The organism is Streptomyces sp. NPDC002870, from assembly GCF_042888505.1.
Taxonomy (GTDB): Bacteria; Actinomycetota; Actinomycetes; order Streptomycetales; family Streptomycetaceae; genus Streptomyces.
Map to the genome: position 1 here is coordinate 63,698 of NZ_JBIAPW010000008.1, position 19,992 is coordinate 83,689.

23 protein-coding genes are annotated in these 19,992 nt (G+C 70.5%); 15 read left to right on the forward strand and 8 right to left on the reverse strand.

Annotated elements, in window-relative coordinates; all coding sequences use genetic code 11:
- Positions 1-4 precede the first annotated feature (4 nt).
- The 4 genes from ACFYWY_RS12555 to ACFYWY_RS12570 form a co-directional block, all read right to left on the reverse strand.
- Entirely contained in the window at positions 5-457 is a 453-nt protein-coding gene (locus ACFYWY_RS12555) for a YbhB/YbcL family Raf kinase inhibitor-like protein (RefSeq protein WP_389183949.1), read from the reverse strand.
- A 156-nt stretch (positions 458-613) separates the two neighbouring features.
- Entirely contained in the window at positions 614-1,966 is a 1,353-nt protein-coding gene (locus ACFYWY_RS12560) for a carotenoid oxygenase family protein (protein ID WP_389183952.1), read from the reverse strand.
- Positions 1,967-2,110: 144 nt separating this feature from the next.
- Positions 2,111-2,557 carry an SRPBCC family protein gene (locus ACFYWY_RS12565; protein ID WP_389183955.1) on the reverse strand — a complete coding sequence of 149 codons (447 nt, stop codon included), beginning with the start codon at positions 2,555-2,557 and terminating at the stop codon, positions 2,111-2,113.
- 104 nt (positions 2,558-2,661) lie between these two features.
- Positions 2,662-3,228, reverse strand: coding sequence for a TetR/AcrR family transcriptional regulator (locus ACFYWY_RS12570; protein WP_389183958.1), 567 nt, complete (start codon positions 3,226-3,228; stop codon positions 2,662-2,664).
- A 164-nt stretch (positions 3,229-3,392) separates the two neighbouring features.
- On the opposite strand from ACFYWY_RS12570, the gene ACFYWY_RS12575 reads away from it, so the two are divergent.
- From ACFYWY_RS12575 to ACFYWY_RS12585, 3 genes are all read left to right on the forward strand, one after another.
- Entirely contained in the window at positions 3,393-3,584 is a 192-nt protein-coding gene (locus ACFYWY_RS12575; protein WP_389183961.1) for a DUF6381 family protein, read from the forward strand.
- Positions 3,585-3,719: 135 nt separating this feature from the next.
- Positions 3,720-4,406 (forward strand): HemK2/MTQ2 family protein methyltransferase, encoded by a 687-nt coding sequence (locus tag ACFYWY_RS12580; RefSeq protein ID WP_389183964.1) that lies wholly within the window; start codon positions 3,720-3,722, stop codon positions 4,404-4,406.
- Complete coding sequence (locus ACFYWY_RS12585) at positions 4,387-4,596, forward strand: CDGSH iron-sulfur domain-containing protein (RefSeq protein ID WP_389183967.1); 210 nt, start codon at positions 4,387-4,389, stop codon at positions 4,594-4,596. Before ACFYWY_RS12580 ends, ACFYWY_RS12585 begins: the two co-directional genes overlap by 20 nt.
- Positions 4,597-4,655: 59 nt before the next feature.
- Here ACFYWY_RS12585 and ACFYWY_RS12590 read toward each other — a convergent pair whose 3' ends face one another.
- Complete coding sequence (locus ACFYWY_RS12590) at positions 4,656-5,942, reverse strand: peptide ligase PGM1-related protein (RefSeq protein WP_389183970.1); 1,287 nt, start codon at positions 5,940-5,942, stop codon at positions 4,656-4,658.
- 109 nt (positions 5,943-6,051) lie between these two features.
- On the opposite strand from ACFYWY_RS12590, the gene ACFYWY_RS12595 reads away from it, so the two are divergent.
- Entirely contained in the window at positions 6,052-7,041 is a 990-nt protein-coding gene (locus ACFYWY_RS12595) for an iron-containing redox enzyme family protein (RefSeq protein WP_389183973.1), read from the forward strand.
- A 2-nt stretch (positions 7,042-7,043) separates the two neighbouring features.
- Here ACFYWY_RS12595 and ACFYWY_RS12600 read toward each other — a convergent pair whose 3' ends face one another.
- Positions 7,044-7,211 carry a hypothetical protein gene (locus tag ACFYWY_RS12600; protein WP_389183976.1) on the reverse strand — a complete coding sequence of 56 codons (168 nt, stop codon included), beginning with the start codon at positions 7,209-7,211 and terminating at the stop codon, positions 7,044-7,046.
- A 211-nt stretch (positions 7,212-7,422) separates the two neighbouring features.
- Between ACFYWY_RS12600 and ACFYWY_RS12605 the strand changes: the two genes are divergently transcribed.
- Entirely contained in the window at positions 7,423-9,087 is a 1,665-nt protein-coding gene (locus tag ACFYWY_RS12605) for a serine hydrolase (RefSeq protein WP_389183979.1), read from the forward strand.
- Here the strand turns inward: ACFYWY_RS12605 and ACFYWY_RS12610 are convergent.
- Positions 9,082-10,029, reverse strand: a complete 948-nt coding sequence (locus tag ACFYWY_RS12610; RefSeq protein WP_389183982.1) for a nucleoside hydrolase — start codon at positions 10,027-10,029, stop codon at positions 9,082-9,084. The genes ACFYWY_RS12605 and ACFYWY_RS12610 overlap by 6 nt on opposite strands.
- A 175-nt stretch (positions 10,030-10,204) precedes the next feature.
- On the opposite strand from ACFYWY_RS12610, the gene ACFYWY_RS12615 reads away from it, so the two are divergent.
- From ACFYWY_RS12615 to ACFYWY_RS12640, 6 genes are all read left to right on the forward strand, one after another.
- Positions 10,205-11,068: a helix-turn-helix transcriptional regulator gene (locus ACFYWY_RS12615; protein ID WP_389183986.1), complete on the forward strand. Its 864-nt coding sequence runs from the start codon at positions 10,205-10,207 to the stop codon at positions 11,066-11,068.
- Complete coding sequence (locus tag ACFYWY_RS12620; protein WP_389183989.1) at positions 11,065-11,910, forward strand: helix-turn-helix transcriptional regulator; 846 nt, start codon at positions 11,065-11,067, stop codon at positions 11,908-11,910. Before ACFYWY_RS12615 ends, ACFYWY_RS12620 begins: the two co-directional genes overlap by 4 nt.
- 99 nt (positions 11,911-12,009) lie before the next feature.
- A complete protein-coding gene (locus ACFYWY_RS12625) occupies positions 12,010-12,261 on the forward strand; it encodes an Atu4866 domain-containing protein (RefSeq protein WP_389183992.1) in 252 nt (83 codons plus the stop codon).
- 59 nt (positions 12,262-12,320) lie between these two features.
- Positions 12,321-13,715 (forward strand): amidohydrolase family protein, encoded by a 1,395-nt coding sequence (locus ACFYWY_RS12630; RefSeq protein WP_389183995.1) that lies wholly within the window; start codon positions 12,321-12,323, stop codon positions 13,713-13,715.
- 187 nt (positions 13,716-13,902) lie between these two features.
- Positions 13,903-14,157: an alcohol dehydrogenase catalytic domain-containing protein gene (locus tag ACFYWY_RS12635; RefSeq protein WP_389183998.1), complete on the forward strand. Its 255-nt coding sequence runs from the start codon at positions 13,903-13,905 to the stop codon at positions 14,155-14,157.
- Positions 14,158-14,206: 49 nt separating this feature from the next.
- The gene (locus ACFYWY_RS12640; RefSeq protein ID WP_389184001.1) at positions 14,207-14,860 is read left to right on the forward strand and encodes a zinc-binding dehydrogenase; all 654 of its coding nucleotides are present in this window, start codon (positions 14,207-14,209) and stop codon (positions 14,858-14,860) included.
- An 82-nt stretch (positions 14,861-14,942) separates the two neighbouring features.
- On the opposite strand, the gene ACFYWY_RS12645 is transcribed toward ACFYWY_RS12640, so the two are convergent.
- Positions 14,943-15,170, reverse strand: coding sequence for a hypothetical protein (locus ACFYWY_RS12645; protein WP_389184004.1), 228 nt, complete (start codon positions 15,168-15,170; stop codon positions 14,943-14,945).
- 152 nt (positions 15,171-15,322) lie between these two features.
- Here ACFYWY_RS12645 and ACFYWY_RS12650 point away from each other — a divergent pair, with 152 nt between their 5' ends.
- The 4 genes from ACFYWY_RS12650 to ACFYWY_RS12665 are packed head-to-tail and all read left to right on the forward strand — an operon-like array spanning position 15,323 to position 19,990.
- Entirely contained in the window at positions 15,323-15,877 is a 555-nt protein-coding gene (locus tag ACFYWY_RS12650) for a (2Fe-2S)-binding protein (RefSeq protein ID WP_389184007.1), read from the forward strand.
- Positions 15,874-18,249 carry a xanthine dehydrogenase family protein molybdopterin-binding subunit gene (locus ACFYWY_RS12655; RefSeq protein WP_389184010.1) on the forward strand — a complete coding sequence of 792 codons (2,376 nt, stop codon included), beginning with the start codon at positions 15,874-15,876 and terminating at the stop codon, positions 18,247-18,249. Before ACFYWY_RS12650 ends, ACFYWY_RS12655 begins: the two co-directional genes overlap by 4 nt.
- Complete coding sequence (locus ACFYWY_RS12660) at positions 18,246-19,106, forward strand: FAD binding domain-containing protein (RefSeq protein ID WP_389184013.1); 861 nt, start codon at positions 18,246-18,248, stop codon at positions 19,104-19,106. The genes ACFYWY_RS12655 and ACFYWY_RS12660 overlap by 4 nt, the downstream gene beginning before the upstream one ends.
- Positions 19,103-19,990, forward strand: coding sequence for an AAA family ATPase (locus tag ACFYWY_RS12665; protein ID WP_389184016.1), 888 nt, complete (start codon positions 19,103-19,105; stop codon positions 19,988-19,990). Before ACFYWY_RS12660 ends, ACFYWY_RS12665 begins: the two co-directional genes overlap by 4 nt.
- The last annotated feature ends 2 nt before the right edge of the window (positions 19,991-19,992 follow it).

Here is a 19,992-nt window from a genome sequence, read left to right on the forward strand (position 1 = left end):
CGCGTCAGCGCTGATATGTGCCCACCAGTGTGCCGGCCGCCAACTCCCGCCCGTCCAGGGCCTGGTGGATCGAGTCGGACGACACTCGACCGTGCAGGGGCAGCGGCTCGGAAACGGCGGACAGCCGGAAGAAGTAGCGGTGCGCCCCATGACCCGGTGGAGGCATCGGCCCGCCCCAGCCCACTCGTCCGAAACCGTTGGGCCACTCGCGGCCGCCGGGGGGCGTCCCGCCCTCCTCCACACCGGAACTCTCCGGGGCGATACCGGTGACGAGCCAGTGCAGGAACGTCCCACTCGGGGCGTCGGGGTCCTCGCAGAGCAGAACCAGCTCCGCCGTCCCGTCCGGCACCCCGGACCAGGTCAGGGGAGGTGAGACATCGTCCCCTTCGCCGCTGTGGCGGCGGGGGATCGTTTCGTGGTCGCTGAACGCCGGGCTTGTGAGCTCGATTCGGGTCATGTGCGCCGCTGTACCCGGAAGCGCGCGGGAGGCACCGGTCCGGCCGGCAGAACACCCGATCGGCCGAGGCGGCCCCGCGGCGCCCTGCGCGGCATCGACTCCGGCCGGGTGCCGGGCAGTCGGCGCCGTGCCCGGCACCCGGCCCCGTTCTCGCGGTCAGGCGGCGTCCGGGATCCATGAGCCGTGGATCATGGCCGGCACGCGGCGGGGCAGGTGGATGGTGGCGATCGGCGGGACGGTCAGGTCGGAGGCGTCCAGGACGAGCATCTTCGACGCGTCGGCGTTCAGGTCGCTGACCACCGTCAGCAGGTACCCGGCGTCCTCCTCGGTGGCGCCGTCGGCCTGGACGAACACGGCCTCGCTGGGGAGTTGCCCGTTGCCCACGGGCAGCAGCTGACGGCCCCCGGTCCGGCGGTCGTACTTGACGAGGGTGTGGTTGCCGATGCCGAGGTCGTCGGGGAAGGAGAGCGCGTACTGGTAGCGGTGCTCGCGGCCGGTGTACGCCTCGTTGATGGTCGGGAACTCCACGGTCAGGTCGTCGATCTGCTCCTCCTTGACCCGGCCCGCTGCCAGGTCGACGGTCCAGCGCCGGGTGCGGGAGCCGGAGTTGGGCTCGGCGCCGCGGTCCGGGGCGCCGACCCACCAGTTCCAGGAGCGCTGCCAGCTCTCGCGGCCCACCGTCGGGCCCTCGACCACGATGCGCCCGTGCGCGTCCTCGTAGGCGTTGGCGAAGTGCATCCCGTACCCCTGACCGATCTCGAACCAGCGGATCCTGCTCGCGCCGCCGGCGCCGCGCGGCATGACGCCGATGCGCGACTGCTGCTCGTCGCTCCAGCTGTACGGGATGCCCGAGTGCTCGGCCGGGTCGAAGGTCACCGAGCCCTCCAGGAACACGACGTAGTGCTCGGTGATGGCGAAGTCGTGTTTGAGCGCGGCGCCGGCTCCAGGGACCTCCTGACTCTCCAGGACCTGACCGTCCGGCGACGAGACGTGGTGGACCAGGAAGGGCGGGAATGGCGAGGACGAGAAGAAGTGCAGCTCACCGGTGCCCGGGTCCTCCTTGGGGTGCGCGGTCATGGCCGAGGTCAGCTTGCCGCCGAAGTCGAAGGCGCCCACCGTCTCCAGATCGGCGGTCAGCTCGAAGGGGAGAGCCGACTCGCACAGTGCGAGCAGCCGGCCGCCGTGTTCGATGACATGCGTGCCCGCGGTGCTGACCGTCAGGTCGGGACCCTTCTCCGTCATGTACGGGGCGCCCTCTAGGGCGGGGGTGTGCACCCAGCGGTTGCGGTACCACTCGGCGCGGCCGTCGCGCAGCCGGATGCCGTGCACCATGCCGCTGCCCTTGAACCAGTGGGTGGGGGTGATGCCGGGCTTGGGGTTGTGGCTGTTGCGGATCAGCCGGCCGGTCAGCTCTGGCGGCAGGCTGCCCTCGATCGTGAGCACGGTCGCGGTGATCTCGTCGGCGACGGGGGTGTAGTGGCCGGTCAGGTAGGGCTTGTTCGTGCTCATGCTGGTGACCTCTCCAATGGGTTGTGCCGTGGGTGGGCTCACTCGGGTGAGCGGGTAGCGGTGGGTGACTTCGCGGGGAGGGCAACGGGGAGCGGGACGGCACCACGCGGCACCGGCGGCGCGGTCCCCGCCGCCGCGACGCCGCTAGCGGCGCTCGGCCTCGGTCTTCAGGTGGCTCAGCCACGAGACGAGGGACTGTTCGAGCGCCTGCCGGAGCTGATCGGGCTGGGCATCGACCGGAGCTCCGCTCCAGGACTCCTCGGTGTGGACGGTCACCACGCCGTCCGTCTCCTTGAAGGTCCATACGTGGACACCCTCGATGCCCTGCGACGGGCCTCCCCAGACGATGCGTCGACGGGGCACGACCTGGTGGACCGTGGATGTGATGTCGAGGCCGTGAGTGAGCCACCGGAAACTGGCTCCGGGGGCGAGCGGGCCGTCGAGCTGGGCCCGCTCGACGTCCGGATTCCAGTCGGCCCAGGAGTCGATGTCCGTGTGGACCGCCCAGACGGTGGCGAGCGGGGCGTTGACGGTGTTCGAGAGCCGTACGACGACGGGGGCTCCCTCGTCGACGGTGATGTCGGCGTTCATATCGAGTTCTCCTCTATGTGTGGTTGACCACTCATTCTCGGTACAAAAAAGCGGGGCGTCGGTCCGTGCGCAGTGCGGGCCGACGCCCCGCCTGGTGGTGCTTGTCAGAAGTGCCGGATGCCCGCCGTGAGGGTGCGCGTCCAGGGGGCGTCCACCTTCTCCGCGTCCATCGACACCAGCAGGTGGCAGAGCATGCCGGTGGCGAAGAATTCCTGGATCTGCCGGTCCTCACCCCCGGAAGCCCCGCGGACGTACTCCACCAAGCGGGCGTACCCCGCCCGCACGGCCTCCCGGACCGCCGCCTCTGAGACCGCGGCCGCCTGGGCGTGCATCTGCACGAGCAGGAGGTCGTTGTCGCTGATCAGGTGGGCGTAGGCATCGCCCATCGCGGAGAGGACGGCCTCGGGTGAACCGCCCTTTGCGCCGGCGGCGCCGACCTCGAGGCTCTCCCGCACCCGGACGAAGCAGTGCTCGACGACCGCGACGAACAGGGCCTCCTTGCTCGGGAAGAGCCGGTAGACGTACGCCTGGGAGATGCCGGCCGCCCTGGCCACCTCGGAGGTCGTCGTGCCGTAGTACCCCCGCGACGCGAAGGCTCCGATGGCGGTGCGCAGCACCGTGTCGCGGCGCTCTTCGGCGGTGGACAGTTGACGGCGGCGTTCGGTCTGCATGTGAGTACTTAACCACTCATGCTTTCTGGCGTCAACGGCTCGGGATGGCCGGACCGCGCAAAGTCGGGGGTTGGCATTACGCACAGTGACGGTTCGACATGCGATCGTGGCGGGTCCCTGTTTCGCTGAATCTGCCCGCTCTCCCTACGAAAGAGGAGTCACCCATGAGCGTCTCAGGCGAATCTCGCGGCCGAGCGCAGCAGATGCGCGACAAGGCCCAGCAGCTGTCCGAGGCCGCGGAGCGCGCGAGCGACCCGCAGGAGCGGCAGAGGCTTCAGGAGAAGGCTCGGCGACTGCAGGAGCAGAGCCAGCAGCAGGACGCGGGCGGCGACCGGGACGAGTTCCCTCCCGCGTAACTGATTGCCCTGCCGATGGCCTGCCCTCACGTCGAGGGCAGGCCATCGGTGCGCGGCATGGGTATCGATACGCGGCGTAGATAACGAAATGTCCTTCACCTGTGATCTTTCCGGCTCACGGGGCACCCGGGGTTCATGACGACTCTGTCTCGTGACACCGATGAGGGCGGCCCGCTGGTGATGCCGCCTGGCGTGTACCCGCCGCAGGAAGACACCTTTCTGCTGGCCGAAGCCCTGGACCGGGAACAGCTCAGACCCGGCGCCGCCGTGCTCGACGTCGGGACGGGCGGCGGAGCGCTCGCCCTTGCCGCCGCCCGCCGCGGGGCCCGGGTGACCGCCGTCGACACGGCATGGCGGGCCGTGCTGGCCACCAGGCTCAACGCGGCCCTCGCCCGCCTCGACGTCGAAGTGCTGCACGGCGATCTGCTGACTCCCGCCGCAGGCCGCCGATTCGACCTCATCGTCACGAACCCGCCCTACGTGCCCGCCCCCGTGGGCCACCCGCCGCGCGGCGGACCGGCACGCGCCTGGGACGCGGGCCGCGACGGCCGGGCTCTGGTGGACCGGATATGTGCCGGTGCCGCCGACCTGCTGCGGCCAGGCGGAACGCTGCTGCTGGTCCACTCCGCCGTGTGCGGTGTGAGGCCCACGCTGGAGCGCCTCGCGCTCGGCGGCCTCGAAACCGCGGTGACCGACCGGCGCTGGATACCGCTCGGGCCGGTCATGCGCTCCCGGGCGAAGTGGCTGGAGGACCAGGGACTGATCGCCCCCGGCCAGGACAAGGAAGAGTTGGTGATCATCCGTGCCCGCCGACCCCAGTGAACGGCCGCGTCGCATCACCGTGACGAAGGACGGCCCTGTGCTTGTGGAAGGCCCCGTCGAAGTGCTGCTCGAGGACGGGAGCAGCGCGACGTCGGACCGCTTCACCGTGGCACTGTGCACCTGCCGGCGCAGCCGGTCGTACCCCTGGTGCGACACCAGCCACCGACGCCGGGACAAGGGTTGTCGATGAGCATGCCGATGGACGTGTCGGTGAACACGTCGGTGAACGTGTCGGTGATCAACCCTTCGCTACGGGAGCAGCTCCAACTCCCTGGCCAGCCGCGCCTCGATCTCCGCTGTCCTGGCCGGATCGGCGCCGATCACCGCGTACCGCCATGACACGCCGTCCACGGGAGCGTCCGCGTACAGGATCGCTCCCTCCCCGCGGGCCGGATTCCAGTCCAGCCCTGCCGCCCGCAGGAGTCGCACGGCGTCGGCGAATCCGTGCGCGGCTCTGGACTGCCCGTTCGCGATCAGCCATGCGGGAGAGCTCAGCCCGGCGGCGCGGCCGAGGCGGCCGACCATGGCGTGCGGCGTGGTGGTCGCCGTCCGGCGGACGTTGCTCTCCGTGGCATACAGCCTGCCGTCCGAAGCGAGGACCGCGTCAAGCCCGTACGGGCCGGCATAGCCCTGCCGAGCCAGGTAGCGCCCGAGCGCCAGGCCCCACTGCTCCAGCTCCTTCGCGGAATCCTCCGCCATGTCTTCGACAGGTGATACGTAGCCGGTGAACGAGCCGCCGGACGTACGCATCTCGCCGCTGAACATGGGCCGGGGCCCGCCCGGGCACGCCTCCAGCTGGACGCTGACCGACCTGGCCACGTCAAGACACTGCTCGACCACCCAGTCGCCGTCGACACCGACGAGGCCGGCCGGCCAGTCCCGCTCCCAGGACGCCTCTGCGTGCTCCGTACGGGACACGAACCGCACCCCGTGACCACCGGCGGAGCGGTCGGGCTTGACCACCACCCGCTCGTGCCGCGCCAGCAGCTCAGCCACCGTCCGCGTCAGCCGATCGCGTCGGCAGACCTGCCCGGGCGGCAGCCGCATCCCCAGGTCACGGGCGACTGCGCGGAAGCCGGACTTCGTGTTGAGCCGGGACGTCACGTCCAGCGCGCTCGTGCCCACTCCGCCGGGCCCGTAGGGGACCACCGGCACCTCGAGCTCCGCGGCGAGTGCGACCGAAGGGACGTCCAGTGCGGTGGGCAGCAACCCGGCCCCCTCCCGCTCGGCGATCAGCGCCCGCAGCTCGTCCATGAGTCCGGCCCGGCGCACCGCCTCCGCCATCGGCACACCGGGCGTCGCCGGTACGGTCACCACGGCCACGGAGTCGTACGGCACGCCCAGCAGCTCCCCCGCGTAACGCCGGAAGTCCCGGCTGAGCGGAACGGGGGAGACCAGCACATCACCGGGGCGGGCCAGCCAGATCTTGCGCGGTGCCTGTGCCGCCCACTGCTCCAGCACCTCGTGGGACGCCAAGTCGACGGCCACCTCGGACAGAAAGTTGGCGTAGATGATCCACGGCTCGCGGTGCTCCACGTCTCACATCCTGTCCCCTTGCGCGGGTGTGCGACGGATCGGGGCGGAGGAACCCACCTGCGTGGAGCATCCGCCCGATAAAGGGACGATCACGGGGTACCGGGGGGATATGGCCACGGAACAGCAGGGACCTGTGCTGCCGCGGGAGCGCGGTGAACTCTCAGCGGCGATCATCCGCTACCTCCGCGGCGGGACAACGCTACCCGCAAGCGGGGCCGTGCAAAGGGCGGATCCGTACGGGGACGATCTGCAGCTCGCTCTCTATGTGAGCTACGAGCTCCATTACCGCGGCTTCGCAGGTGCCGATGCAGCACTCGAATGGGACCCGGCGCTCCTGGGCGTGCGTTCCCTGCTCGAGGGCCGATTTCTTGACGCCCTGCGCGCCGACGCCACCCGCCATGAAACCGTGGACGACGCACTGGCGGAACTGCTGGTGGAACCGGTCAACGGCACCGGCGTCTCGCATTTCCTCCAGGACGAGGGCGAGCTGTGGCAGATACGCGAATACGCGGCGCAAAGGTCGCTCTACCACCTCAAGGAGGCCGATCCGCACGCCTGGGTGCTGCCGCGCCTGTGGGGTCGCGCCAAGGCCGGCATGGCCGCGGTGGAATTCGACGAATTCGGCGGAGGTCGGGCGGAGCGAGTGCACGCTCAGCTCTTTGCCGATCTGATGACCGATCTCGGCCTCGACACGACGTACGGCCACTACCTGAACGCCGGGTCAGCACAGGCGCTGGCCACCGTGAACCTCATGTCGCTGTTCGGTCTGCACCGGGCCCTGCGCGGATCGCTGGTCGGACACTTCGCCGCCGTTGAAATCACCTCCTCTCCCGGATCGAGGCGACTGGCCGCGGCCATGAACCGCACCGGGGCCGGGCCCGCCGCGGAGTTCTTCTACAACGAGCACGTCGAAGCCGACGCGGTGCACGAGCAGGTGGTGCGGCACGAGGTCATCGCAGGCCTCCTGAAAGAGGAGCCCCAACTGGAGGCCGACATCGCCTTCGGCATCGACGCGACGGGTCACGTCGAGAGCCGCCTCGCCGACTCTCTACTCGCCGCCTGGCGCAGCGACGCGTCGTCGCTGCGCACCGGCTCGTAGCGCTATCTGTACTCGTCGTCATGCAGCTCGACGACACGGGCCTGCTCCGCGCGGTCGGCTTCATTCGCCGAGTCCGGGTCGGAATCGAAGAGGCGACCGTCGTGGTGAGGGGCGATGTCGGCGTCCGGCTCTGCTTCGAACGTCTCAGGGTCGGTCGGGTCGATGTGCATCGGCGTCTCCGCGAAGTGATGTCTCCAGGCGGTGGTTTGTGGCGACCGTATCGGTGCCTCTCCACCGCATGCCGAAGGCGCGCGCGGGGTCGCGCTGACGCCGGCTTCCTGCCCCGGCCGAACTCGGCTTCACCGAATGCCCGATCAGCCGTGCGGTACTCCGGGGCGGCTGCGGGCGACAACGTTCCATTGCGGGCGTTCAATGGAATGTATGCATGCCGCGAAGGGCGGACGACTGTGCAGCAGCCGTTCGCTCGCCGTATCCGGCCTGGCCGTGCTGCTGACCGCGGCGACGGCCCTGACTTCCGGCGTCGCCGCTCCGAGCCCGTCGCCTTTGCCCTCTCCCTCGCCGTCCGCTCCGCAGGCACCCCCGCCCCAGCCCCCGCCCCAGCTCACGAAGGCCGAGGTGGACGGCGCCATCGGCAAGCTCGACGGTGTCGTCGAGAACGCGATGAAGCGCACCGGCGTGCCCGGAGCGGCCGTCGGCGTCGTCTACCGGGACCAAGTGGTCTACCTCAAGGGCTTCGGTGAGCGGAGGATCGGCCAGTCCGCGCAGGTCGGGCCCGACACCGTGTTCCAGCTGGCGTCGCTGTCGAAGCCGCTCGCCTCCACCGTCGTCGCCGGGGCTGTCGGGGAAAAGGTCGTGAGCTGGGACGAACCGGTGGCCGGCCATCTCCCCGGCTTCGCCCTCAAGGACCCCTGGGTGACCAGCCATGTCACCGTCGCGGATCTGTTCTCGCACCGCAGCGGGCTGCCCGACCATGCCGGCGATCTGCTGGAGGACCTCGGCTACGACCGTACGTACATCCTGAGCCATCTGAAGTACGAGCCGCTCGACCCGTTCCGCGCGAGCTACGCGTACACCAACTTCGGCCTCACCGCGGCCGCGGAGGCCGTCGCCCGCGCCAAGGGCGTCAGTTGGGAGAAACTCAGCGGCGACACCTTGTTCACGCCCGCCGAAATGGACTCCACCAGTACCCTCTTCACCGACTACGAGAGGGCGTCGGACAAGGCCGTCACCCATGTGAAGACCGACGACGGCAGCTGGCAGGCGAAGTTCGTACGGGACGCGGACGCCCAGGCACCCGCCGGCGGCGTCAGTTCCACCGCCGGTGACATGACCCGGTGGCTGCGGCTCCAGCTGGCGAACGGGAAGCTCGACGGCCGGCAGATCATCGACGCCGAAAGCCTGGAGCACACCCACCTGCCCGAGACGCTCTCCCAGCCGCCTGCCGCCCCGGCCGGCCGCACCGGCTTCTACGGCCTGGGCTGGAACGTCAGTTACGACGACCGTGGCAGGCTCCGCCTCAGCCACTCCGGCGCCTTCGCGCTCGGCGCCAACACCAATGTGACGCTGCTGCCCGGCGAGAAGCTCGGCATCGTCGTCCTCACCAACGGCCAACCGGTCGGCATGGCCGACGCCGTCGCCCTCGACTTCTTCGACATCGCTCAGAACGGCAAGCCCACCGCCGACTGGCTGCCCCTGGTCGCCGGGCTCTACGAGCAGCAGGAGCAGGCCGCCAAGTCCACGATCGACTACGCCGATCCGCCCGCCGACGCCAAAGCCGCCCGCGCCGACAGCGCGTATATCGGCACATACGAGAACGCCTACTACGGAAAGCTCGTGGTCACGGCGGGCCCGGGCGGCCGGGGCGGGCTCACCCTCCAACTCGGGCCGGAACCGATGCGGTTCCGCCTCACCCACTACGACGGCGACACGTTCAGCTTTGCCACCACGGGGGAGAACGCGGTCGGTCTCACCGGCGTCACCTTCACCGTCGGCGACCGCGAAACAGCGGCAAAGGCGCGCGTCGAGTACCTGGACCAGAACGGCCTGGGCACCTTCACGCGCGCCGAGCCCGATTCCCGGTCATGAAGGCGCGTGGTCGCCCAGGGTGCGGACCGCGTCGACGATCAGGTCCCAGAAGGCGGGGACGTTCACGTCGATCCCCACGTGCGCGTTCGCCGGACGGCCGGTGACACCGTCCAGGTCGACCACGGTGGCGCCGCGGGTGTGCGTGCCGGTCAGCTCGACCGCGACCGACGCGGCGACCAGGCTGACCAGCTGCGGATCGATGATGTGCGCCGCGGTCAAGGGGTCGTGCAGCGGCGGCGCCGCGAAGCCGAAGACGTCCCGGTATCTGGCGGCGAAGAAGGTGAGCAGCTCGGTGCAGAGCCGGCTGAGCGGGGTGCCGAGCGCGGCGATCCGCGCGATCACATCGCCCGTGGCGAGCACCTGGTGACTGGCGTTCAGCCCCATCATGGTGACCGGCAGACCGCTGGAGAACACGATGTCGGCGGCCTCCGGGTCACAGACGATGTTGAACTCGGCGGCGGGCGTGGTGTTGCCCCGGCCGGTCGAACCGCCCATCAGCACGATGCGCTCGATGCGCTCGGCCAGCCGGGGATGGCCGAGCAGCAGCGCCGCCACGTTGGTCAGCGGTCCGGTCGGCACGAGCGTCACCGGCACCTGATGCGCGAGCAGGGTGTCCCGGATCAGGGTGACCCCGTCCCGCGGGTCCAGCGGCACGGTGGGCTCCCCGAACCCCGGCCCGTCCAGGCCCGACTCCCCATGGATGCCGACGGCCACCGAGGCCGTCCCGTGCAGCGGCCGGTCCCGTCCGGCCCCGATCGGCACCCCCTCGATACCGGCAACGGTGCACACCCGCCGGGCGTTCAGCGTGGTCTTCTCCAGTGTCTGGTTGCCGGCCACCGTGGTGATGGCGAGCAGCTCGATCGCCGGATGTGCGGCGGCCAGCATGATGTTGAACGCGTCGTCGTGCCCGGGGTCGCAGTCGAGGATCACAGGAACGGCCATGGGTCTCCTCCTGATAGCCGGCAACGCTGAGCAGTATGGACGAGTCCCTTCCTGGACCGGGAGAAAGCGCGCGCGAGGCGGTCTCGCTGCCGGGGTGAAGGCCGTGCTCTTCCTGGGAGCGCCGCACCCACCTCCATGCCTCCCGCCTGCGGCTACCACGCCCGACACTGATCTCATGGATCACATCCTCGAGTTGGGAGACTTTCTCCGTACGCGGCGCGGCCGGATCACTCCCGCGGACGCGGGGATGCCCGAAACCGCACGGCGCCGGGTGCCGGGCCTGCGCCGCGAGGAGCTGGCCCAACTGGCAGGCGTCAGCGTCGACTACTACGCCCGCCTCGAGCAGGGGCGCAGTAGATCCGCGTCCCCGGAGACTCTCGACGCCCTCGCCGTGGCCCTGCGCCTGGACGACACCGAACGCGCCCACCTCTTCGACCTTGCCCGGCGCCGCCCGTCACAGCGCAGGCGAGTCCGCCCCGCCCCGGCGGGACGCGTCAGCCAGGCCACCCGCCAACTGCTGGACAGCCTCGACCGTGCCTGCTGCCCGGCATTCGTCCTGGGCCGCCGTACCGACGTCGTGGCCTCCAACCCGCTCGCCAGAGCCCTGATCGCCGACTTCGAAGCCATGCCGGCCCGCGATCGCAACCAGGCGCGGTTCCTCTTCCTCGATCCCGCCGCGCGCAGGCTCTACGCGGACTGGGAGGCCGTCGCCGCGGACACTGTGGCCATGCTGCGCATGGACGCGGGCCGCCACCCCGACGACCCGCGCCTGGGCGACCTGGTGGGGGAGCTCGCCCTGCGCAGCGACCACTTCCGCCGCCACTGGGCGGACCGCCGCGTGCACGAGCGTACGGACGGCACCAAGGCGTACCACCACCCCGCCGTCGGCGACCTCACCGTGAGCTATCAGGCGCTCGCACTGCCCGGCCGTGGCGAACACACGCTGTTCGTCTACACCACCGAGCCGGGCTCGCCCGCCCAGACCGCTCTGCGGCTCCTGGCGACCTGGTCCGCCCCGTCGTCTAGCCTGGTGACATGAGTGGCGGCACGCCCCTGGGCGAGTTCCTCAGAGCACGGCGCGAGGCGCTGAAACCGCAGGACGTGGGCCTGCCCGACTCCGGGCGGCGCCGTACTCCTGGGCTGCGCCGCGAAGAGGTCGCAATGCTGGCCGGAGTGAGCGCCGACTACTACATGCGTCTCGAACAGGGACGGGAGAACAGCCCCTCCCCGCAGGTACTCGACGCCGTCGCCCAGGCCCTGAAACTGGACGGCGAAGCCACCGGCCACCTGCGCAGACTGGCCCGCACCCCGCTACGTCGCACCGCTCCCTCGGACAACGGCCAGGTCAGCCCGCAACTGCTCCAGCTCATGGACAGCTGGCCCCACACCCCGGCCTTCGTGGTCGGTCCCGCGCTGGACGTCCTGGCCGCAAACGCCACCGCCATGGCACTGCACGACTGCTTCCAGCGATTCGACAACCTCGCCCGCATGGTGTTCCTCGACCCGGCCGGCCGCGGTTTCTACCAGGACTGGGAGCGCGCCGCGCAATCGTGCGTCGCCGAGATCCGGGCGGCGTTCGGGCACGACCCCGAATCCCCGAGGATCAGCAAGGTCGTTGAGACCCTCTCGTCGCGGAGCAGCGAGTTCGCCGAGCTGTGGTCCCGGCACGACGTGAAGAGCAAGACCGCGGAGGTCAAGAACCTCAAGCACCCGCAGGTCGGGGACCTCGAGATCACGTTCTCCGCCTTCACCGTCAACGGCGCCCCCCACCAGCAGCTGGTCGTCTACCAGGCGGAACCCGCAAGCCGGACGGCGGCGGCTTTCGCCGTGCTGCGCTCGATGCGTCAGGAACCGGCTGCCGTAGGCCACGAAGCACCGTAGGCCGAGAGCCTGGGGGCCTGGGTGGGCGACACCCAGGAACGGCTCACCCGGGGGAACAGCGGCCTGGTTGCCCCCGGCCGCTGACCCGACCCTAGAGACATGAACAGCATCGACACCCACCCCTACATCGGCATGTGGGTCACGGCCGACGGCCACATACGCCAGGAACTGCTGCCGGACGGCCGCTATGACGAGGCCCGAGGAAACCGGCGCAGCGCCTACACCGGCCGCTACACGGTCACCGGCAGCCATATCGACTACGTCGACGACACCGGCTTCACCGCCACCGGCGATGTGCGAGACGGAGTTCTGTACCACGAGCACTTGGTGCTCTACCGCGAGGGCGAGTAGCCCGCACGCCCAGTGGTCCGACAAGAGCCCAAGAGCCCAAGAGCACAGAAGGACACCTCATGAACCGCAACGACACCACCAGCCCCGCCGTGCTGGACCAACTCCGGCGCCACGCCGCGGGCCGGAGCCGCCGGGTGCTGCTCACCGGAGCCACCATCGTCACCATGGACCCGGCTCTGGGGGTCCTGGACCGCGGCGACCTCCTCATCGAGGGCGACACGATCACCGCGGTCGGCCCCGACCTGAGTACCAGCGACGCCGTCGTCATCGACGCCACCGGCACGATCCTCACGCCGGGCTTCGTGGACACCCACCGGCACGCCTGGGAGGCCCAGCTCCGCAGGATCATGCCCGACGTGGACGACCTGGGCGGCTATGTGATGGCCACGCTCGCCGGCTACGCCAAGGCCTACCGGCCCCACGACATGTACGTGGGCACGAAACTCGCCGCGCTGACCGCCATCGACAGCGGCATCACCACGATGCTCGACTTCTCCCACAACTCCCGCACCCGCGCCCACTCCGACGCCGCCGTCGAAGCTCTCGCCGACACCGGAATCCGCGGTGTCCACGCCTCCATGCGGCCGCACTTCGGCGAGTGGGACGAGCAGTGGCCCGCCGACCTCACACGACTGAAGGAGCAGTACTTCCGCAGCGACGACCAGCTCCTCACCCTGCGGATGGCGACCTTGGCCACCGAGGAGATCGCCGGACCCGACCTCGCCTACGGCCCGGAACTCGCCCGAGTCGCCCAGGACTTGGGCATCTCAGTGAGCGTGGACGCGGTCTTCGGCATTCCCTCGTCCGGGGCGGTGCTGCGCTGGGCAAAGGACGGCATTCTGGGACCGGACGTCACCCTGATCCACTGCACCGGCCTCACGGACGAAGCGTGGAAGGCGATGGGCGACGCCGGAGCCACCGTGGCGCTCGCCCCGACCTCCGACGCACAGATCGGCCTCGAAACCGCCGTCCCCGCCGTTGACGAGGCCCTCGCCGTCGGCATCAGGCCGGGTCTCAGCATCGACGTCGAAGTCGCCCTGGCCAGCGACATGTTCACGCAGATGCGCGCGCTGCACGCGATCCAGCGGATGCGCGCGGTCAACGCCGCCTACGGCACCGACCAGCAGCCGTCGCGCATCACCACCCACGACGTCCTGGACTTCGCCACACTCCAGGGCGCCCGGACCAACGGTCTCGAGTCCGTGACCGGTTCGCTCACCCCCGGCAAGAAGGCCGACCTCCTCGTCATTCAGGCCGAGGACCTGAACAACATGCCGCTCAGCGACGCGGTGGGCACCGTCGTCCTGGGCGCCGACGCCCGCAACATCGGCGCCGTCTTCATCAACGGCGAACCCCGCAAGTGGCACGGCCAGGTGCTCGGGGTGGACCTCGACACGCTGCGCACCGAGGTACGCGGCTCCCGCGACCACGTCCTCAGCACGACCACCGCCTGACACGCCCGGCTCAGTCGGCGGTGGCGCGGTGGCAGCTGCCGCTCATGGGTCCCGTGATCCGCGGTCCCCGTTCGGCGGCTCGTACGGTCGGGCTCCTCGCTTGGGCGGGTCCGACCGCGTAGAAGAGAGGCGTGGGCTCACGCCCCGCGCCCTCGAGCCCTCCCCACGTCATGTCCGGGAGCCGTCCGTGAAAGCCCTCGTCGCCACCGATTACGTGCCGCTGAACCAGATCAAGGTCACCGACCACCCCACTCCCGCCCCGCAACCGGGCCAGGTGCTGATCAAGGTCGAGGCGGCGGCGCTCAACCCGCTCGACCTGGCGTTGATCACCGGCGCGGTGAAGGACATGTTCCCGGCCGACCACCCGCTGGTGATCGGTATGGACGCCGCGGGCACCGTGGCCGAGGTGGGGGGAGGGCGTTTCCGGCTACGCGCCGGGTGATCCGGTACTCGCCTTCGTCGGGCAAGCGGGCGCCGTTGCCCAGTACACGGTGGCATCGCCCGGCCCCCTGCTGGCCCGGCGGCCTCTGGGCCTGGACAGCGCGCACGCGGCGGGCATTCCCGAATCGGGGCTGACCGCCGTCTGTCTGCTGCGCGCCGTCCGGCTCGCGGCGGGCGAGAGCGTGCTCGTGATCGGGGCCACCGGTGGGATCGGGCTGTACGCCGTGCAACTGGCCCACGCGCTCGGGGCCCGGGTGATCGCCACGGCGACCGCGGATGACGAGCAGTACCTGCGCGGCCTCGGCGCCGCGGACACCGTCGACTACAAGTCCGCCGACGTGGTGGAGGAGGCCCTGCGCCTGGCGCCCGGCGGCGTCGATGTCGTCGTCGACCTGGTCAACTCGGGCGACTCGCTCACGAACACGGCGCGGGCGGCCCGGCCGGGCGGCCGGCTGACGTCGCCGCTCTACGGGCCCGACGACCTTGGTGGCGACGTCTCCCCGGTCTACATCGGCACGTTCCAGGCCGAGCCCGGCGATCTGGACGACCTGGCCGCCCGGGCGGCGGACGGACGCCTGCGGGTCGAGATCGGCGCACGCTACTCCTCACTCCTCGGACGACGCCGTACAGGCCGTCGCCGACTTCGCCGGGAAGCACATCCGGGGCAAGGTCGTGATCGAGATCCCATGACGGACGTGACGTGACGTGGGCTGATGAAGCTCGCCGACGAGGCGGGCGTGAAGCTCGCGCAGTCCCTGCGCCGCCGCTGAAGCGGAACAGCGGTCGTCACGGCATGATCTCCAGCGGGTCGTACTCGTGCGGCCGGTCGCCGACCCACTCGATCCAGGTGGGGTCGTCGAGAAGGTCCGCGGCGTTCGGCAGTCCGGCCTGGCGGAGAAACTCCAGCAGATGCGCGTCGGAGTGGGCGAGGCCCATGATCTGGTCCCGGACCGTGACCCGGCGGCCACCGGAGGCGGAGATCCGGTGCACGACGATCGGCGGGCGTCCCGACATGCCTCCAGCCTCCATCCAGATGGGCCTGGAGGCATCCGCGCCCCGGCCCGACCGAACGCTAGCGCGTCCCAGGGCCGCCACTTACAGTTGCACATATCGGTACAGAACGCCGGATTGATCTCTTTCGTGCATCTGTGCATCTGGGAGGGCATATGACCCGCATCTCGCTCAAGGTGGACGGAACGGCGTACGAGGACGAGGTGGAACCCCGCCTGCTGCTCGTCCACTATCTGCGCGACCGGCTCGGCCTCACCGGCACCCCTGTCGGATGCGATACGTCCAACTGCGGGACCTGCACCGTCGATCTGGACGGTGAGAGCGTCAAGAGCTGCACGGTGCTGGCCGTCCAGGCCGACGGGGGCGAGGTGACGACCATCCAGGGCCTGGCCTCCGACACCGAGTGGCATCCGCTGCAGACGGCGTTCCATCAGCAGCACGCCCTTCAGTGCGGCTACTGCACGCCGGGCATGATCATGGCCGCCCGGGACCTGCTCAAGGAGAACCCCGACCCCACGCCCGAGGAGATCCGCCACGGCCTCGAAGGCAACCTCTGCCGGTGCACCGGCTACGAGAACATCGTGCGCGCCGTCCTCGCGGCCGCCGCCGAGGAGCAGCGCCGTCGCGCCCCCTCGCCCGGAGCCGTGACACAGACCGCGCCGGAGCCGCTCAAGGCCCCGGCCACGGCCGGGCAGGAGGCGACGACATGACCGAGCGGCTCGCCGAACGCGAGGTCGGCAGTTCCCGCACGCGCAAGGAAGACGCCCGGCTCGTCACCGGCCGGACCACCTGGACGGACAACATCGCCCTCCCGGGTCTGCTGCACATGGCGATCCTGCGCAGCCCCATGGCACACGCCACGATCGGCCACGTCGACGTGACGCCGGCGCTGGAGCGGCCGGGGGTGATCGCCGCCTTCAGCGGCCGCGACCTGGCCGGCGAGATGGGCTCCATGCCCTGCGTGTGGCCGGTGACCGAGGACATCGTGATGCCCGACCATCCGGCGGTGGCGGTCGACGAGGTCCGGTACGCCGGCGACCCGGTGGCCGTCGTGATCGCCCGTGACCGGTACGCCGCGGCCGACGCGCTGGAGGCCGTCGACGTCGACTACACGCCACTGCCGCCCGTGCTCGACCTGGAGGACGCGCTGGCCGAGGGCGCCCCGCTGGTGCACGGCGACAAGGGCACCAACCGCTGCTACACCTGGCCCCTCGCCACGGGCGACTACGAAGCGGAGAAGGCCCGGGCCGACGTCGTGGTTCACCGCCGCTACACCCAGCAGCGCCTCATCCCGAACGCGATGGAGCCGAGGGCCGTGGTCGCCACGCCGCCCACAGCGTCCCACGAATACACCCTGTACTCATCGACGCAGGTCCCGCACATCGCACGGGTGACGCTGTCGATTGCGACCGGAATCCCCGAGCACCAGCTGCGGGTGGTCGCCCCGGACGTCGGCGGCGGCTTCGGCTCCAAGCTCCAGGTGTACGGCGAGGAAGCACTCGCCCTCGTGCTGGCCAGGCGTCTCGGCCGGCCGGTCAAGTGGACCGAGTCCCGGTCGGAGGGCTATCAGGCCACTCACCACGGCCGCGGCCAGCTGCAGGACATCGAGCTCGCGGCGACCCGGGACGGCAAGGTGCTCGGCATGCGGGTCGACCTGCTCGTCGACATGGGCGCGTATCTGATGCTGATCACGCCCGGCACCCCGCTCCTGGGCGCGTTCATGTACCCGGGGATCTACAAGATGAACGCGTACACGTTCAACTGCACCGGCGTCTTCACCACCAAGACCCCCACCGACGCCTACCGTGGCGCGGGCCGTCCGGAGGCGACGTTCGCGATCGAGCGGACCATGGACGAGCTCGCCGCGGAGCTCGGCCTCGACCCGATGGAGCTGCGCCGGCGCAACTGGATCGGCCACGAGGAGTTCCCCTACACCTCGATCGCCGGTCTCACCTACGACAGCGGCAACTACGAGGCCGCCACCGACCGGGCGCTCGCCCTCTTCGGCTACCACGATCTGCGGGCCGAACAGCGCGTGCGGAACGAGCGGAACGACCCGGTCCGGCTCGGCATCGGCATCTCCACCTACACCGAGATGTGCGGCCTGGCGCCGAGCCGGATTCTGCGCGACCTGCGCTATGTGGCCGGCGGCTGGGAGGCGGCCTCCATCCGTATGCTGCCCACCGGCAAGGTCGAAGTGGTCACCGGCACCAGCCCGCACGGGCAGGGGCACGCCACCTGCTGGAGCCAGATCGCGGCCGACGCGCTCGGTGTGCCGTTCGACGACGTCGAGGTGGTGCACGGCGACACCAAGGCGGCTCCGCAGGGCATGGACACCTACGGCTCCCGCTCGCTCGTGGTCGGCGGGGTGGCCGTCCACCACGCCGCGCAGAAGGTGGTCGCCAAGGCCCGCAAGGTCGCCGCGCACCTGCTGGAGGCGAACGAGGCCGACCTGGAATTCTCCGCCGGCACCTTCTCGGTGAAGGGTTCGCCCGAGGCGACGAAGACCATTCAGGAGGTTGCCTTCGAGACGTTCTCGTCGCACACCCTGCCCGACGGCATGGAACCGACGATCAACGCCGAGCACCTGGTCGACCCGGACAACTTCTCGTATCCGCACGGCACCCACCTGTGCGCCATCGAGGTCGACACCGAGACGGGCCGGGCCCGCATTCGCAGTTACGTCTGCGTCGACGACGTCGGCAAGGTGATCAACCCGATGATCGTCCAGGGCCAGATCCACGGCGGCCTCGCGCAGGGCATCGCCCAGGCGCTCTTCGAGGAGGCGGTGTACGACGCCGAGGGCAACCTGGTCTCCGGCACCATGGCGGACTACCTGGTGCCCTCCGCACCCGACCTGCCCAGCTTCGTCACCGACCGCACAGAGACCCCGGCGACGTCCAACGCCCTGGGTGTCAAAGGCGTCGGCGAGGCCGGGACCATCGCGTCGACCCCGGCCGTGGTCAACGCGGTCATGGACGCACTGCGGCCGCTCGGCGTGAGCGACGTGGCGATGCCGTGCACGCCGGAACGGATCTGGCAGGCCGTCAGACAGGCCAGGGCCGAGGAGGCGACGGCATGATTCCCGCTGCATTCGACTACGCGCGGCCGCATACGGTCGACGACGCGGTACGCGCACTGGCAGACGGCGGCGACGAGGCGAAGGTCCTGGCCGGCGGTCAGAGCCTGATCCCCATCCTGCGTCTGCGGCTCGCCTTCCCCGAACTGCTGGTCGACGTCGGCCGGATCCCCGAACTGCGCGGGGTGCGCGAGGACGCCTCCGGTTCGCTCGTGATCGGGGCCATGACGACCCACCACGACGTCATCCACGACCCGCTGGTGCGCCGCCACGCGGGGCTGCTGGCCGCGGCGGCGAAGACGGTCGCCGACCCCGCAGTACGGCACCGCGGCACGCTCGGCGGCTCTCTCTCGCACGCCGACCCGGCCGGTGATCTGCCGGCGGTGCTGCTCGCCCTCGACGGCGAGCTGGTGGCCGCGGGGCCGCAGGGCCGGCGCACCATCCCGGCCGCCGAGTTCTTCACCGACTACCTCCAGAGCGCGCTGCGGCCGGACGAACTGCTGGTCGAGGTCCGCGTACCGAAGACGGAGAACTGGGGATTCCACTACGAGAAGTTCAACCTGTCCGCCCAGGCCTGGGCGGTCGTCGGCGTGGCGGCGCTGGTGCGGCGCGACGACGGCCGCCTCGCCGAGTCCCGTATCGGCCTGACCAACATGGGCGCGACCCCCCTGCGGGCGAGCGCCACCGAAGAGGCGCTCGCCGGGGCCGACGCCGACCCGGCAGCTGTGGCACGCGCCGCAGAAGCGGCGGCGGAAGGCACCCGTCCGGCGTCCGACCTGTCGGCGTCGCGCGAGTACCGCGAACACCTCGCCCGGGTGCTCACCCGGCGAGCGGTACTGGCCGCGGCCGGGATGGAGTGACAGGTGTGACGGACGGGCCGGACGAGTTGCGAGCGAGACTGGAGAAGACCGGCTATCTCGTCGACGACGGTCTCGCCATCGCCTGCTTCCTGGCCCTGAAACTGCACCGGCCGATCTTCTGCGAGGGCGATGCGGGTGTGGGCAAGACGGCGCTCGCCTCCGCTCTCGCGCAGGTTCTCGACGCACCCCTGATCCGCCTCCAGTGCTACGAGGGCATCGACGCCTCCCAGGCCCTGTACGACTGGGACTTCCCGCGCCAGCTGCTGCACCTGCGCGCTGCCGAAGCGGCCGGGATCACCGACGCGGACCGGCTGGAGAGCGAGCTGTACAGCAGACGGTTCCTCATGGCGCGGCCGCTGCTGCAGGCGCTGGAGACCCAGCCGTCGGTGCTGCTCGTCGACGAAGTCGACCGGGCCGACGACGAGTTCGAGGCCTTTCTGCTCGAGCTGCTCTCCGAGTACACCGTCACCGTTCCCGAACTGGGCACCCTGCGGGCCCAGTCGCCGCCCGTCGTCGTACTCACCTCCAACCGCACGCGCGAGGTCCACGACGCGCTGAAGCGGCGCTGCCTGTACCACTGGTTCGACCACCCGGGCTTCGAACGCGAACTCGCGATCGTCCGCAGGCGCCAGCCCCAGGTGACCGAGCGGCTCGCCGCGCAGGTGACCGCCGTCGTGCAGACACTGCGCACGCAGGACCTGCTCAAGCCGCCCGGGGTGGCCGAGACCATCGACTGGGCCGAGGCCCTCGACGCGCTCGGCGCGACAGAACTCGACGCGGAGCTGGCCGTCGCGACACTCGGCTCGGTGCTCAAGTACCGAGAGGACGCGGAACGGGCCCGGTCCCTCGACCTGACCGCGGTGCTCGCCGCGCGGGGAGCGTGACG

Bases quoted from the DNA above. Each gene is read 5' to 3' on its own strand.
- ACFYWY_RS12555 (WP_389183949.1), bottom strand. From the start codon at position 457: ATGACCCGAATCGAGCTCACAAGCCCGGCGTTCAGCGACCACGAAACG.
- ACFYWY_RS12560 (WP_389183952.1), bottom strand. From the start codon at position 1,966: ATGAGCACGAACAAGCCCTACCTGACCGGCCACTACACCCCCGTCGCC.
- ACFYWY_RS12565 (WP_389183955.1), bottom strand. From the start codon at position 2,557: ATGAACGCCGACATCACCGTCGACGAGGGAGCCCCCGTCGTCGTACGG.
- ACFYWY_RS12570 (WP_389183958.1), bottom strand. From the start codon at position 3,228: ATGCAGACCGAACGCCGCCGTCAACTGTCCACCGCCGAAGAGCGCCGC.
- ACFYWY_RS12575 (WP_389183961.1), top strand. From the start codon at position 3,393: ATGAGCGTCTCAGGCGAATCTCGCGGCCGAGCGCAGCAGATGCGCGAC.
- ACFYWY_RS12580 (WP_389183964.1), top strand. From the start codon at position 3,720: ATGACGACTCTGTCTCGTGACACCGATGAGGGCGGCCCGCTGGTGATG.
- ACFYWY_RS12595 (WP_389183973.1), top strand. From the start codon at position 6,052: ATGGCCACGGAACAGCAGGGACCTGTGCTGCCGCGGGAGCGCGGTGAA.
- ACFYWY_RS12600 (WP_389183976.1), bottom strand. From the start codon at position 7,211: ATGCACATCGACCCGACCGACCCTGAGACGTTCGAAGCAGAGCCGGAC.
- ACFYWY_RS12605 (WP_389183979.1), top strand. From the start codon at position 7,423: ATGCATGCCGCGAAGGGCGGACGACTGTGCAGCAGCCGTTCGCTCGCC.
- ACFYWY_RS12610 (WP_389183982.1), bottom strand. From the start codon at position 10,029: ATGGCCGTTCCTGTGATCCTCGACTGCGACCCCGGGCACGACGACGCG.
- ACFYWY_RS12615 (WP_389183986.1), top strand. From the start codon at position 10,205: ATGGATCACATCCTCGAGTTGGGAGACTTTCTCCGTACGCGGCGCGGC.
- ACFYWY_RS12620 (WP_389183989.1), top strand. From the start codon at position 11,065: ATGAGTGGCGGCACGCCCCTGGGCGAGTTCCTCAGAGCACGGCGCGAG.
- ACFYWY_RS12625 (WP_389183992.1), top strand. From the start codon at position 12,010: ATGAACAGCATCGACACCCACCCCTACATCGGCATGTGGGTCACGGCC.
- ACFYWY_RS12630 (WP_389183995.1), top strand. From the start codon at position 12,321: ATGAACCGCAACGACACCACCAGCCCCGCCGTGCTGGACCAACTCCGG.
- ACFYWY_RS12645 (WP_389184004.1), bottom strand. From the start codon at position 15,170: ATGTCGGGACGCCCGCCGATCGTCGTGCACCGGATCTCCGCCTCCGGT.
- ACFYWY_RS12650 (WP_389184007.1), top strand. From the start codon at position 15,323: ATGACCCGCATCTCGCTCAAGGTGGACGGAACGGCGTACGAGGACGAG.
- ACFYWY_RS12655 (WP_389184010.1), top strand. From the start codon at position 15,874: ATGACCGAGCGGCTCGCCGAACGCGAGGTCGGCAGTTCCCGCACGCGC.
- ACFYWY_RS12660 (WP_389184013.1), top strand. From the start codon at position 18,246: ATGATTCCCGCTGCATTCGACTACGCGCGGCCGCATACGGTCGACGAC.